The sequence below is a fragment of the Corynebacterium heidelbergense genome, from assembly GCF_028609845.1.
Classification (GTDB): Bacteria; Actinomycetota; Actinomycetes; order Mycobacteriales; family Mycobacteriaceae; genus Corynebacterium; species Corynebacterium heidelbergense.
Genome location: NZ_CP063191.1, coordinates 1,851,114 through 1,863,763 on the forward strand (window position 1 = coordinate 1,851,114; position 12,650 = coordinate 1,863,763).

The 12,650-nt window shown below is 65.3% G+C and carries 13 protein-coding genes; 4 read left to right on the forward strand and 9 right to left on the reverse strand.

The window, feature by feature from the left end; genetic code table 11:
* Positions 1-145 precede the first annotated feature (145 nt).
* Positions 146-1,153, forward strand: a complete 1,008-nt coding sequence (locus tag CHEID_RS08180) for a formamidase (RefSeq protein ID WP_112770192.1) — start codon at positions 146-148, stop codon at positions 1,151-1,153.
* 15 nt (positions 1,154-1,168) lie between these two features.
* Here CHEID_RS08180 and manA read toward each other — a convergent pair whose 3' ends face one another.
* From manA to CHEID_RS08195, 3 genes are all read right to left on the reverse strand, one after another.
* On the reverse strand, positions 1,169-2,353 hold the full coding sequence (manA, locus tag CHEID_RS08185) for a mannose-6-phosphate isomerase, class I (RefSeq protein ID WP_112770191.1): 1,185 nt from the start codon (positions 2,351-2,353) through the stop codon (positions 1,169-1,171).
* A 3-nt stretch (positions 2,354-2,356) separates the two neighbouring features.
* Positions 2,357-3,751, reverse strand: coding sequence for a phosphomannomutase/phosphoglucomutase (locus CHEID_RS08190; RefSeq protein WP_112770190.1), 1,395 nt, complete (start codon positions 3,749-3,751; stop codon positions 2,357-2,359).
* 67 nt (positions 3,752-3,818) lie between these two features.
* A complete protein-coding gene (locus CHEID_RS08195) occupies positions 3,819-4,247 on the reverse strand; it encodes a DUF3499 family protein (RefSeq protein ID WP_112770189.1) in 429 nt (142 codons plus the stop codon).
* 91 nt (positions 4,248-4,338) lie between these two features.
* Here CHEID_RS08195 and CHEID_RS08200 point away from each other — a divergent pair, with 91 nt between their 5' ends.
* Positions 4,339-4,806 (forward strand): metallopeptidase family protein, encoded by a 468-nt coding sequence (locus tag CHEID_RS08200; RefSeq protein WP_112770188.1) that lies wholly within the window; start codon positions 4,339-4,341, stop codon positions 4,804-4,806.
* Here the strand turns inward: CHEID_RS08200 and CHEID_RS08205 are convergent.
* From CHEID_RS08205 to rfbD, 4 genes are all read right to left on the reverse strand, one after another.
* Positions 4,803-5,168, reverse strand: a complete 366-nt coding sequence (locus CHEID_RS08205) for a WhiB family transcriptional regulator (RefSeq protein ID WP_273661063.1) — start codon at positions 5,166-5,168, stop codon at positions 4,803-4,805. The two genes, CHEID_RS08200 and CHEID_RS08205, sit on opposite strands and share 4 nt — an antisense overlap.
* 316 nt (positions 5,169-5,484) lie before the next feature.
* On the reverse strand, positions 5,485-6,618 hold the full coding sequence (manB, locus tag CHEID_RS08210; protein WP_112770187.1) for a mannose-1-phosphate guanylyltransferase: 1,134 nt from the start codon (positions 6,616-6,618) through the stop codon (positions 5,485-5,487).
* A gap of 73 nt (positions 6,619-6,691) precedes the next feature.
* On the reverse strand, positions 6,692-7,570 hold the full coding sequence (locus tag CHEID_RS08215; protein WP_112770186.1) for a glycosyltransferase family 2 protein: 879 nt from the start codon (positions 7,568-7,570) through the stop codon (positions 6,692-6,694).
* Positions 7,571-7,580: 10 nt separating this feature from the next.
* A complete protein-coding gene (rfbD, locus tag CHEID_RS08220; protein ID WP_273661064.1) occupies positions 7,581-8,456 on the reverse strand; it encodes a dTDP-4-dehydrorhamnose reductase in 876 nt (291 codons plus the stop codon).
* Positions 8,457-8,593: 137 nt separating this feature from the next.
* On the opposite strand from rfbD, the gene CHEID_RS08225 reads away from it, so the two are divergent.
* Both CHEID_RS08225 and CHEID_RS08230 read left to right on the forward strand, forming a co-directional pair.
* The gene (locus tag CHEID_RS08225; protein ID WP_112768734.1) at positions 8,594-10,246 is read left to right on the forward strand and encodes an LCP family protein; all 1,653 of its coding nucleotides are present in this window, start codon (positions 8,594-8,596) and stop codon (positions 10,244-10,246) included.
* A 10-nt stretch (positions 10,247-10,256) separates the two neighbouring features.
* Entirely contained in the window at positions 10,257-10,949 is a 693-nt protein-coding gene (locus CHEID_RS08230; protein ID WP_112768733.1) for a TIGR03089 family protein, read from the forward strand.
* Here CHEID_RS08230 and CHEID_RS08235 read toward each other — a convergent pair.
* Together CHEID_RS08235 and CHEID_RS08240 are read right to left on the reverse strand one after the other, a co-directional pair.
* Positions 10,946-11,656 (reverse strand): hypothetical protein, encoded by a 711-nt coding sequence (locus CHEID_RS08235; RefSeq protein ID WP_112768732.1) that lies wholly within the window; start codon positions 11,654-11,656, stop codon positions 10,946-10,948. The genes CHEID_RS08230 and CHEID_RS08235 overlap by 4 nt on opposite strands.
* Positions 11,653-12,603: an ATP-binding cassette domain-containing protein gene (locus CHEID_RS08240; RefSeq protein ID WP_112768731.1), complete on the reverse strand. Its 951-nt coding sequence runs from the start codon at positions 12,601-12,603 to the stop codon at positions 11,653-11,655. Before CHEID_RS08240 ends, CHEID_RS08235 begins: the two co-directional genes overlap by 4 nt.
* Positions 12,604-12,650: the final 47 nt, after the last annotated feature.

Genomic DNA, 12,650 nt, shown 5'->3' on the forward strand with positions numbered 1-12,650 from the left:
GCCGTAATGGCACCGGCCTACCTTGGTGACCGAATGCCGGGCTGCAACACTGCCAACATCCGACCGCACCGATCTACCCCCCCCCGATCGTGCCCAGACCAAGACCAACGCCTAGAACCCCACCCGAAAGGATCATCCGAAGAACATGGGAAGCACCGGAAGCGTCAGCGCCAGCCCCGATGGCCTCCTCACGGCCCTCATCCAGTACCCCGTCCTCGTCGTGAAGGGACCGGAGGACATCCAACCGAACGTAGACAAGATCTGCGAAACGGTCGCCAACACCAAAGCGGGCTACCCGGACCTCGACCTCATCGTCTTCCCGGAGTACTCCACCTCCGGCCTCAACACGAAGATCTGGTCCTACGACGACATGCTCCTCAGCCTGGACTCACCCCAGGTCGGCCAGTTCAAGCAGGCGTGCAAGGACGCGGACGTGTGGGGCGTGTTCTCGGTGATGGAACCCAACGACGTCCCCGGCCGAGCGCCCTACAACACCGCCATCATCATCGACAATAACGGCGAAATCGCCCTGCACTACCGCAAGCTCCAACCCTGGGTCCCCATCGAACCCTGGTACCCCGGGGACCTCGGCATGCCCGTCTGCGACGGACCGAAGGGCTCCAAGCTCGCCGTCTGCATCTGCCACGACGGCATGTTCCCGGAACTCGCCCGCGAAGCCGCCTACAAGGGCGCCAACGTCTACATCCGCATCTCCGGCTACTCCACCCAGGTCAACGACCAGTGGATCCTCACCAACCAGACCAACGCCTGGCAAAACCTCATGTACTCCATCTCGGTGAACCTCGCCGGCTACGACGGCGTCTTCTACTACTTCGGGGAAGGCACCGTCTGCAACTTTGATGGCAACGTCCTGCAGCAGGGGCACCGCAATCCGTGGGAAATTGTCACCGCCGAACTCTTCCCGGCCCTCGCGGACAAGGCACGCACCGACTGGGCCCTGGAGAACAACATCTACAACCTCGGCACGCGCGGTTACGTCGGCCAGCCGGGCGGGGATAAGCAGAACTACCTCACCTGGGTCAAGGACCTTGCAGAGGGCAACTACCACGTCCCCTGGGAAGACGATATCCGCATCAAGGACGGGTGGAAGTACTACCCCGACGGCGGCCAGTACGGCCCGATGCCGAAGTAGGTGCCTACCGCAGCACTACCCGGCGGTAGCCACGAAGGCGCCGGGGCCATCGTCGGCGCTGATGCGGGTGGCGTCCTCCTCAGCCGCAATCCACACGGCCTCCCCAGGACGCAGCGATTCCTGCTCATCGCCCTCGGCAGAGGACCGAAGCTCCACCCGCCCACCGGCGCACAGCACGATCGCGGGCCCGGCCACCACGGCATCCTCCCCCGGCACCACCCGGCGCAGGCGGAAATCCGGCGCGGGCGTGGGGAAAATGCCATCTGCACCCGCGCGGGTCACCGGGTCCGCCAGCGGTTCGGAAACAAGCACCCGCATGAGTTCAGGCACGTTGATGTGCTTGGCGGTCAGGCCCCCGCGCAGCACGTTGTCGGAGTTCGCCATGATCTCCACGCCCAACCCGCTGACGTAGGCGTGCAGCTGGCCGGCGTCCAGGTAGATCGCCTCCCCCGGCTCTAGGGTGATGTAGTTGAGCAGCAGGGCAACCAGAATCCCGGGGTCCTTGGGGTACTGCTGGGCAATCTTGGCAATGGCCCCGGCCGCCGCTCGCATCCAGGGCTCCCCCTCGTCCTCCGCAGCAGCCAACCGCTTACAGCGCTCCACCACATCCGCGATAACCCGCTCGCTCACGGCCGGGGGCAGGTTGATCCATGTCGTCACCAACCCGCGCAAATCCGCCGCCTCGTCCCCGCTGCCCAGCAGCCCGCAGAAGCGCTTCAACTCCTCCCCGCCGAGGGTTCCCAGGAGCTGCTGTGTATGCGCTACAGATCGGAAACCGGCGAGGGCTTCAAAGGGGCTACTCAGCGCGACCAGCAGTTCGGGCTTGTGGTTGTCGTCTCGATAGCACCGGTTGGGGGCGTCCCGAGGAATTCCCTCGGCATCTTCCGCGGCACACCCCTCCTCCGCCTGCCGCTTGGAGGGGTGCGCCTGGATACTCAACGCTGTATCGGCAGCCAGGATTTTCAACAGGAAGGGCAGGCTCTCCCGCCCGGATCCCAGGTGGTACTCCGGGTCTGCGGCGATGAGGTCGGCCAGCGTCCGGCCGCTGCCGTCTGCCACCAGCGTTGGGCCACCGGGGTGCGCGCCGAACCACATTTCCGCCTCGGGGCGCTCGGTCGGCGATCGGCGCCCGGTCAGCTGCGCGATCGCGGTGCGGGAGCCCCAGGCGTAGGGGCGAATAGTTCCCTGCAGGCGGTACACGATCTACCCGGCCTCCCCGGCGCGAATCACGCCCAGCGCCTCCGCCACGATGGCCTGCACTTCGGCGGCCGTGGGGGCCTCCACGTTGAGGCGCAACAGCGGTTCGGTGTTGGACGCGCGGACGTTGAGCCAGGAGCCGTCGGTGAAGTCGATGGTCACGCCGTCTAGGCGATCCACACTCGCGGTGCGGTCGGCGAAGTGCTCCACAACAGCTTCGGTCCGGCCCTGCTGATCGGCGACCTCGCTGTTGATCTCCCCGCTGGCCAGGTAACGCTCGTAGGCGACCTTCAGCTCGGACAGCGGCTTGTCCTGCCCGCCGAGGGTCGCCAGGACGTGGAGCGCCGCGAGCATTCCAGAGTCGGCGTTGAAGAAGTCGCTGAAGTAATAATGGGCGGAATGCTCCCCGCCGAAGACAGCACCGCTTTCGGCCATTTTCGCTTTGATGAAGGAATGCCCAACCCGGGTCCGCACGGGCGTTCCCCCGGCCTCCCGCACCAATTCGGGGACGGATTTGGAGGTAATGAGGTTGTGAATGATCGTGGCCCCCGGGTGGAGGTTGAGGTAGCGCTCGGCAATCATGGCGCAGATTGTGGACGGGGACACGGCATCGCCCTTTTCATCTACGATAAAGCAGCGGTCGGCGTCCCCGTCGAAGGCAATTCCCAGGTCCGCCCCACTGGCCACCGTGAACTCTTGCAAATCCACCAGGTTTTTGGGGTCCAACGGATTAGCCTCGTGGTTGGGGAAGTTCCCGTCCAGTTCGAAATACAGTGGCGCAACATCCAGGGGCAGATCCCGGAAAACAGCGGGCACTGTCAACCCGCCCATTCCATTACCCGCATCCACCGCAACCTTGAGCGGTCGAATATTCATGGGCACCAGCTTGTGCAGGTATTGGGCATACCCCTGCAGCACATCGCGTTCGCTCGACCGACCCGGATTGCCCTCAAACCCGGGGACTCCCGCAATGAGGTCCGCCACTATCTTATCCAGCCCGGAGTCCTGCCCAACCGGCCGCGCCCCTGCCCGACACATCTTGATGCCATTGTATTTCGCGGGATTGTGCGAAGCAGTGAACATCGCCCCTGGGCAGTTTTCCACCCCCGAGGCGTAATACAATTCATCGGTGCTGGTCAGGCCTAGATTGACGGCATCCAGGCCCTGTTCGTTAACTCCGGAAATAAACGCGGCCGCCAACCCCGGGGAACTTTCCCGCATGTCATATCCCACGACGATGGATTGCGCCCCCTCGGAACGCATGAGCCGCGCAAAGGCAGCGCCGGCGTCCTTAACAAAATCCACATCGATTCCCTGGCCCACCACACCACGGACATCATAGGCCTTGATAACCGCAGCGACCGATTCGGCACTGCGCGGGGCGGATTTCTGTGCAGCCATTGCTAAAACTCTTCTCTCGTGAATTGTTGTTTGATTTTTTTGGACGCCAGGAACCCCGGCGCCAGCCCTAGCCCTCGCTGCGAATCGCGCGGAGATGCCGCTTGGGGGTGTGCCGGGGCAGGTTCCGCTTTGAGGGGTGATGCCCGGTGGGCACGGGAACCTCCTTGCGCCGAATGAGGCGCGGCGCGGGGGGCATCTCCACTCGCTCCTTGGCCTCCGCCGCTTGTTGCACGGCCTGGGCGAGGGCCAGAAGGTCCTCTTCATCGGCATCCGCGGTGTTGTCCTCGGCGTCCATGCGCACGTGCAGTTCCCAACCTTGGGGCACGGAGGTGCGCTGCGCGTGCTCCTCACACAGGTCCCAGGTGTGCGGGCTGGATAGGACGCGCAAGGGCCCGATCGTGGCCGTTTGCTCGGCATAGTTGAAGTCCAAGGTGGCCACGGCTGGCCGGGAGCACCCGGGGCGGGAACATTGGCGGATGACAGACACGGGGTACATATTAACGGCTGCGCGGGACACTTCCCCGGACCTCCGCGCCCACCGGCACGCCTTGCTGATCGACAGCAGTCCGCCGGTTTACAATCGCCCCATGAGCCACACCACCCGGTCAGCAGCCCGCCCGGATCGCCGGGGGCGAGGGCTGCGCGGAGTCCTGCTACCGGAGCTGCCCCGCTATCAGACGCGCTCTCAGCGTTTCGACGCGGCGGTGCTGGATGTATATGAGAACATTTTGGCGGACTTCGAAGATGCCCTGGGCGGGCTGGATATTGCCGTGGATACCGTGCCGCGAATGCAGATGGAACCCGGGTTTACCCAGTGGCCGGAGGACATTGTCGCCGACGGTCAGGTTCCACTGGGTAGGTTGATTCCCGCCGGGGTGGACGATGCGGGAAATCCGACGCGGCCGCGGCTCATTGTTTTTCGCCGACCCATCGAATTGCGGACGGAGGGAGCGGCGAGTGTGCGAGAGCTGCTTCGCTTCGTCATAGTGCAGTTGGTGGCGGTGTACCTTAACGTGTCCCCGGAGCGGGTGGATCCGGGGTTCTCGCTGGACTAGCCGATCCGCTTCTTCAGGCGACGGCGTTCGCGCTCGGAGAGGCCGCCCCAGATTCCGAACCGCTCGTCGTTGGCGAGGGCGTATTCCAAGCATTCATCCCGCACCCCGCAGGCCTGGCAAATGCGCTTTGCCTCTCGGGTGGACCCACCCTTTTCCGGGAAAAAGGCCTCCGGGTCTGTCTGGGCACACAGAGCTTGTTCCTGCCAGTCCTGGTCTACCGCATCGAACAAGGAGTCCAGGTCCTGGGTGAGTTCGAACAGGTTTTGCTGGCGCTGCCGTTTAGCGGACTGTGCGTTGTGCTCCACCGCGGCGGAGCCTGCAGAGATCGGGCCCGGGTAGGCCGTGTCTGCTGACTTGTCCACAGTGGTCTCCTTCGCGTTGCTGTCGGAGAGGGGGACCAGGCCCCGTCTCGCTTTCTAAGCCAAGATTACACACTGGTAATTCGGCAGCGTCAACATTTGCCCTATTCCCACGAGCAACGCGAACCACATCAGTCACAACCGCAACAAAGTCAAGCGACGTTGGCAATCATGAAGCTTCCAGCAACCACCAGATGGCCCCCGTCAGACGGGACCAACCACAAGATATGGGGGGCCCGTTCAAGCTCGAGTCGACGGTCACCTAACACTGTGTGAAATTTATTGTTTTTTCCTGAACACCACTGCCCAGCATCACCCGCTAGACGTCACTGGAGAAGCGCAGCCCGCCGTCCGGAATCTCCACACCCGGCCACACCCGGGCGCCATCCCGCAGCTCACAGCGGGCCCCCACAACGGCCCCCTCCCCCACCACGCAGTCAGTCAGGTGCGCCCGCGCTCCGATTTGAGCCCCCGCGGCGATCACACAACGCTCCACCGTGGCCCCGGCCTCGATATGCACACCGTCGAAAATTACGGAGGTATCTACCCGGGCTCCGCCGCGAATCTCCGCCCCGCGCCCCACTACGGTGCCACCGAGCACCAGGGCCCCATCGGCCACGGAAGCCGAAGAGTCCACGAGGGCCTCTCCGTGCATCCCCTCCAGGAGGGGGGAGGGCGCGATCCCGCGCACCAGGTCGGAGGATCCGCGCACAAAGTCCGCCGGGGTTCCCATATCCCGCCAGTAGGCCTGGTCCACGTGCCCAAAGACCCGCTTGCCCGTCTCCAGTAGCTCCGGGAACACCTCTCGCTCCACGCTCACCGGCCGCCCCGCGGGGATGGCCTCCAGCACGTCACGATTGAACACGTAGCTACCCGCGTTGATCTGGTCCGTCGGCGGGTCCTCCGTCTTCTCCAGGAATGCGGTCACCCGTCCCTCCTGGTCCGTGGGCACGCAACCGAAGGCACGCGGATCCGGGACCCGCAACAGGTGGAGGGTAACGTCCGCGTTCTGGGAGACGTGAGTCTGCAGGATGGCACCTAGGTCCGTGCCGCCCAGCACATCCCCGTTGAAGATCATGGCCCGATCGAATCGCAGGTGGTCGTGGACGTTGCGGATAGCGCCGCCGGTGCCCAGTGGCTCGTCCTCCACGACGTACTCAATCTCCAGGCCCCAATCGGATCCGTCCCCGAAGTAGCGCTCGAAAACCTCGGCCTTGAAAGATGTACCCAGAACCACGTGCTGCATTCCCGCGGCTTTGATACGCCCAAGCAGGTGTTGGAGAAAGGGCAGGCCCGCGGCGGGCAACATCGGCTTTGGCACGTTGTTGGTCAGGGGGCGCAGCCGGGTGCCCTTGCCGCCCACCAGGATGACGGCATCCGTCTCCGCGGCGAGTGCGGCACCCTCCTCGTTCACTGGAGCAGCTTGCGTGAGATGAGCCGCGCTATAGGCCATGGGCTAGGTCAACCTCTCTGTCTTCGGTAAGAAACACCCGTGTAATACGTGGGAGCGTAGCGCAAAGGAGCCACTATCTGCGGGATAGCCACACACTCAAACGACTGCGGACGCCAAGGCCAACGCGCAGCACCAAGCGAATCGGAGCGTAACGCCACCCCGGCAGACGGTCGGCGTTGAAGCGGTAGGCACTTTCGTGATGTGCCGGAAGCATTTTCTCCGGCACTGCGCCTGCGGCGTGGCCCTTGGCGTGGCGGATCTGCGCGCTAGGGGCGAAAATCTTCAACCACCCAGCGCGGCCCAGGCGATCGCCCAGATCCACGTCCTCCATGTACATGAAGTAGCGCTCGTCGAAACCACCGACGCTGGCGAAGGCTTCCCATCGCAGCAGCAGACAAGACCCGGATAGCCAACCGGCGACCCGCTGGGATTCTAGGTCCCCGTCCCGGCGGTACTGCTGGGTCCACGGGTTTTTCGGCCAGATAGGTCCCAGTAGGGCGTGGCCGATTCCCGCCGCCAACCTCGGCACGGCCCGCGCCGAGGGGTAGGCGGACCCGTCGGCCTCGCGGATCAGGGGGCCCACGGACCCGGCGCGAGGGTTGTTTCGAGCCACGTCGATCAGGGCGTCGATGGCCCCGGGCTCGAAGACCACATCTGGGTTGGAGATGAGCACGAAGTCCCCGTCGATGAGTCCCTGGCGCCGTTGTCGCTGGAGCAGGCGAATGCCCAAGTTCATGGCCGCGCCATAACCCACGTTCCCCCCGCTGTAGTGCAGCTCCACACCACCGGTGCGATCAGCGGCAACGGCGGCTTCGGGGGCCCCGTCCACGGAGCCGTTATCCACCAGAACCACCTTCGCCCCCTGCTGAGTGGCGGCCGGTACGGAGTCCAGGAAAGCCCGCAGATACTGCCCGGGGGAGTAAGTGACGGTCACGATGGCAATGGGTTTCACGCGCGTCACCCTACCCCAGGGCTCGGCGTAGCCCGTCCTGCCACGCGGGCAGGGGCGCGAGGCCCCAGCGCTGCCAACCGCCCAGCTTGAGCGCGCTATAGAGGGGACGGCGGGCGGGGGTGGGGTACTCGGCAGTGGGGATGGGGCTTACCCGATCGGGGTCCTGCCCTCCGGCGGCGAACACGGCCCGGGCGAAGTGGTACCAGCTCACTGGTTCCCCGGAACCGGCAGCGTGGACGATGTCTCCCTGGGGCCCGTCGGCCGCAAGCCTCTCGGCGAGCTGGAGCAACCCCCCGGCGAGATCGGCGGCGTAGGTGGGTAGCCCCCATTGATCGGCGACGACCTTCGGGTCCACCCCCCGCTGGGCCAGTTGCAGCATGGTCACCACAAAGTCCCGCCCGGGTTGGTGCGGCCCGCTGTGTACCCAGGAGGTGCGCACCACCACTCCCCCGGCCTGCATTACCGCCTCCTCCCCGGCGAGCTTGCTGCGGCCGTAGGCATTGATTGGCCGATCTGCGGGCTCGATGGGCCCCTCCGGGATGCGGTGCACCTCCGGCCCCGTCCGGCCCCCATGCACGTAGTCCGTGGACAGGTGAATAAACGACCATCCCCGCCGCTGGGCAAGCTGGGCCAGGGCCCCCGGCGCCTCGGCGTTGACCTGCCACACCTCTTCCGCGTGGGCGGGGTCCTCCGCCCCGTCTACATCCGTGTAGGCCGCGGCGTTGAGGATCACGGCCCGGTTGGTGCTGGTGAAGGGATCCTCGGTCAGCGCCCGCAGGTCCAGATCCTGCCTGCCCAGGGCATGCACTCGGTGTCCCCCCGCCCGAGCTTGACGGGCAAGTTCGCGCCCGACTTGGCCGTGGGCGCCAGTGATGTAGATCTCCATGGCTGTCAGTGTTCCACAGCACAGGGTGCGTGTTTTTGAACCCCGGTGTGCGTACACTAAAAACACTTTTGCCCGCCGGGAGCGTCAATTCCCCGGCCGACTGCTACCGATCCAACCGTCTGCGAGTCTGCCTACCTATGACCGAGAAGTCCTCCGCCCGCCCGGGCCCCCGGCACTCCCGTCGAATCATGGCGGCCCCGTCTGGCCGGGAGGCCCACCAGATTGGGCCGCGGGCAGCGCGGGGAATCCTGGCTGCCGTGTCGGCGCTCACCCTCATTGCCGGTGGAGTGGGATATTCCGCGATTGGCAACCTCAACAATGAGCTGGCTCAGGCCGGGGACCTCAACTTGGGCCGGGAGAAGGACGGGGCCACCGACATCCTGCTGGTGGGCATCGATTCGCGGACGGACGCCCAGGGAAAACCGTTAAGCCAGCAGGAGATCGACATGCTGCGGGCGGGCGAAGAAGCCGCCGCGAATACGGACACGATGATCCTCATCCGCGTGCCCAATGACGGTTCGAGCGCCACCGCGGTGTCCTTGCCCAGGGATACTTACGTCTCCACCCCGCACATGGGCAACATGAAGCTCAACGGTGTGTACGGGGAGGCCAAGAAAGACAAGAACGACCAGCTAGCCCAGCAGGGCGAGCGCGACGAGCACACCCGGGACACGAAATCCACCGAGGCCGGGCGGCAGGCCCTAATCTCCTCCGTCGCCGATCTCACCGGCATCACTGTGGATCACTATGCAGAAATCGGGTTGCTGGGCTTCGTCCTGCTCACTGATGCGGTAGGCGGTGTGGACGTCTGCCTGAACCAGCCCGTGGACGAGCCGCTATCCGGCGCGAAATTCCCGGCGGGGCGGCAGACACTCAACGGCCCCGATGCCCTGAGCTTCGTGCGCCAGCGTCACGAGCTGCCCCGGGGCGACCTTGACCGCATCACCCGGCAGCAGGCCTACATGGCTTCCTTGGCTAACCACATCCTATCCTCCAAGACCCTGACGGACCCGGGCAGCCTTGGCCGGATCAACAGCGCGGTGCAGCGCAGTGTGGTGTTGGACAAGGACTGGGACGTCATGGGGCTCGCCGGCCAGATGCAGAACCTCACCGGCGGCAACGTCCAGTTCCGGACCATCCCGGTAACCAGCATCGACGGCACAGGGGACTACGGGGAGTCCATCGTCACCGTCGACCGCGATCAGGTGCACAACTTCTTCCACGAGATGTTGGTGACGAAGGACGGCCCCAGTGAAGCCGAGGCAAGCAAGGACAGCTCGAAGGAGAACATCCCCAAGTTCAAGGCCGCCGATTACAAGGTGAACGTACTCAATGCAGGCGAGGTCGCTGGCCTGGCAAGCCGGGTGGCCGACCTGACCACGGGTTATGGCTATACGGCCGGGGACGTGGGCAATGCCCCCAACACTGGGGTCTCCGAATCCCAAATTAATGCGAAGGACGTGAAGGACCCCGCAGCACGCGCACTGGCTCGCCAGCTAGGTGGCCTTAAGGTGGTTCAAGATCCCACCCTGGGCGCCCGCGAAATCAACGTCACCTTGTCCGGAACGTACGAGGGTCCCGGTGTGACGGAAGGTGCCGCCGACAAGCTCAAGGATCCAAACGATCCGGAGGTGGACAAGGCCGCCGAAAAGGCCGCCGAACAGCAACCGGCGGACACTCCCGGCGGTTCCCAGGGCTCGGTTGTGGGCACTCCCGGTACGGAACCTCCCGAGCAGCAGCTCACCAAGCCGATCGACGCTGGAGGCAACGGACCTCGCTGCGTGAACTAGCATTCTTCGCATGGATCTCATCGCGCCGCTGTTGACGAACCCGGCCTCCCCCCGCGTGACCACGTACACCCCCGAAGGTCGGGCGGAACTGTCCGCAGAAACGTTGGCTAACTGGTCGGCTAAGGCGGCGAACCTGCTGGTCGAGTTGGATTTGGGAGCGGGCGACCGGGTGGCCGTGGCGGCCGCGACGGGGTGGCAGCCGATCACCGTAGCCCTGGGGGCTTGGCGCGTAGGGGCAGCGATTACGGAGTGGCGCAGTGACCAGGAGGAGCCGGGGGCCCTGTTCACGGATTCGATCGAGGTTGCCGAGGCCGCCGCCGAAGCCGGCGTGCCGGAGGTGTACGTCCTGTCCACCGACCCCCTGGGCCGCGCCGTGTGGGAGCCCGGTCGGCAGCCCTTCGGATTGAATGACTACGCCGAAGAGCTACGTGTGCAGCCGGACGCCTACAGTGGGGCGCGAGTTGATGGTCAACCCCTGCTGTATGGGGAAGATGGGCCGCTGTTCGCGCAGGACTTCTTCGCCCGCGCCTCCACGGAGCTCCCCCACGGTGGGCGGGTTTTGCAGACGGGGTGGTCCTCCACCGCAGAAATGTGCGAGGCCCTGCTGCCCCTGTTCGCCGGGGGTTCCGTGGTGTTGAGCACGGACTGCGCCCCCGAGCGGCTACAGCAGCTAGCCGAGGTGGAGAAAGCGGTTCTGCGTTAGCGAACGTCGGCCCGTTGGTGGCGCCAGAAAGCCGCCGCCACGAACAGGAGCGCCCAGGCCCCAAGGACCAGGATGGGGTGCCCGCCGGAGCTTTCCCCGGTCATAAGCGTCAGCACATTGCGCATCGGCAACCACGGTGCCACCTTGTTCGCCAGGAAGGGGTGGATGTTAACCAGCGCCGGTTCCATGGCTACCCACACGATGGGCAGCGCCACCGCCGCCGCAGTGGAGCCGATGAGAACGCCCACGGCGCTGGCAATGAGTGAAATGGCCCCATAGCCGAACAACAGGCGCGCCAGGTCTGCCGCCCCGCCTTCCTGCCACCCCACCCCCGTGCTGGCTAGCAGGGCAAAACTCACCAGCAGACCCACCGTCACGGCCGCCATGCACATCACCAGATTGACGAGCATCACCGCAGTCAGTTGTGGCCATCGTGAGGGCAGCACCAGGAAGGATTGGGCGTGCAGCTTGTGCGCCCTGGGGCTGCGCGAACGCCAGGCGCTGAACGCCAGGATGAGCACGATGGTGCCGATGAACCCCAAGTTCATGTCCGTCACTCGCACCCGGCCGCCACCGGGATCCTGGCTCACGGCCATCCTCAGGCCCAGGTTGGGCAGGAACACAATGCCCACGATGAGCAGCATGAAGACCCAGGTGCCCACGAGTGCTTTCGTGCGAGTCCATTCGCTGCGCAGGGCCCGGATCATGCGGCACCCGCCTTCCCGGCGCGGTACTCCACGGCGTTCTGCGTGACATCCAGGTAGCGCTGTTCCAGCCCGGCGCGGGAGGGCGTGAGTTCCGTTACCACCCAGCCGTTATCGCGCGCGAGGGTGCCCACCGTGTGGGCCAGCTCCTGCGGCGGTAGTTGGCCACTGATCTCCGCGGCACCGTCAGGCAGTGCGCGGATGTTCAGGTCGGCGCGCTGTGAGATGGCGTCCATAAGCTGCTGTTGTTCCTGGACCCGCAGGCGCACGGTGGTCCCGGCGGACCCGGCGGAGGAGAGGAATTCGCTGAGCGTGTGCTCCCCGAGCAGGCTGCCCCGGCCGATGAGGACGACGCGATCGGCGGTGAGCTCCATCTCGTGCAACAGGTGGGAGCTGACCAGCACGGCCCGGCCCTGCGCAGCGCACTGGCGAATCAGCCCGCGCATCCAGTGCACGCCCTCCGGATCCAGGCCGTTGACCGGCTCGTCCAGCAAAAGGTGCTTGGGGTTGCCCATCAGGGCGATAGCCAGGCCAAGGCGCTGTTTCATGCCCAGGGAGAAGGTTTTGATCTTTTTGGACGCCACCTCCGTGAGCCCCACCATCGCCAGGCACTCGTCGGCGCGCTCCGTGGACAACCCCGCGGCGCGGGCGATGGCGTAGGCGTGGGTCTTGGCCGAGTGGCTGGGCAGGTACCAGGTGGGTTCCAGCAGAGCCCCCACTACGCTCGAGCGGTTCTTGGCGATCGCTTCACCGGTGGTGGGTTCCCCGTCGAAGAGGACGGTCCCATCGTCCGGCCGGTCCAGGCCCAGGATGCAGCGCAGGGTGCTGGATTTACCGGAGCCGTTGGGGCCGAGAAAGCCCGTGACCTGGCCATCGGGGACGTGGAAGGACAGGCCGTGGAGGACCTCCTTACCCCCATAGCTCTTCTTGAGGTTTTCGACCGTGATCATGGCAACCACTGTGGCACAAGTAGCCGGGGGTTTGCTGTTGCTAGCGG

Bases quoted from the DNA above. Each gene is read 5' to 3' on its own strand.
- CHEID_RS08180 (WP_112770192.1), top strand. From the start codon at position 146: ATGGGAAGCACCGGAAGCGTCAGCGCCAGCCCCGATGGCCTCCTCACG.
- CHEID_RS08190 (WP_112770190.1), bottom strand. From the start codon at position 3,751: ATGGCTGCACAGAAATCCGCCCCGCGCAGTGCCGAATCGGTCGCTGCG.
- CHEID_RS08195 (WP_112770189.1), bottom strand. From the start codon at position 4,247: ATGTACCCCGTGTCTGTCATCCGCCAATGTTCCCGCCCCGGGTGCTCC.
- CHEID_RS08200 (WP_112770188.1), top strand. From the start codon at position 4,339: ATGAGCCACACCACCCGGTCAGCAGCCCGCCCGGATCGCCGGGGGCGA.
- manB (WP_112770187.1), bottom strand. From the start codon at position 6,618: ATGGCCTATAGCGCGGCTCATCTCACGCAAGCTGCTCCAGTGAACGAG.
- rfbD (WP_273661064.1), bottom strand. From the start codon at position 8,456: ATGGAGATCTACATCACTGGCGCCCACGGCCAAGTCGGGCGCGAACTT.
- CHEID_RS08225 (WP_112768734.1), top strand. From the start codon at position 8,594: ATGACCGAGAAGTCCTCCGCCCGCCCGGGCCCCCGGCACTCCCGTCGA.
- CHEID_RS08230 (WP_112768733.1), top strand. From the start codon at position 10,257: ATGGATCTCATCGCGCCGCTGTTGACGAACCCGGCCTCCCCCCGCGTG.
- CHEID_RS08235 (WP_112768732.1), bottom strand. From the start codon at position 11,656: ATGATCCGGGCCCTGCGCAGCGAATGGACTCGCACGAAAGCACTCGTG.
- CHEID_RS08240 (WP_112768731.1), bottom strand. From the start codon at position 12,603: ATGATCACGGTCGAAAACCTCAAGAAGAGCTATGGGGGTAAGGAGGTC.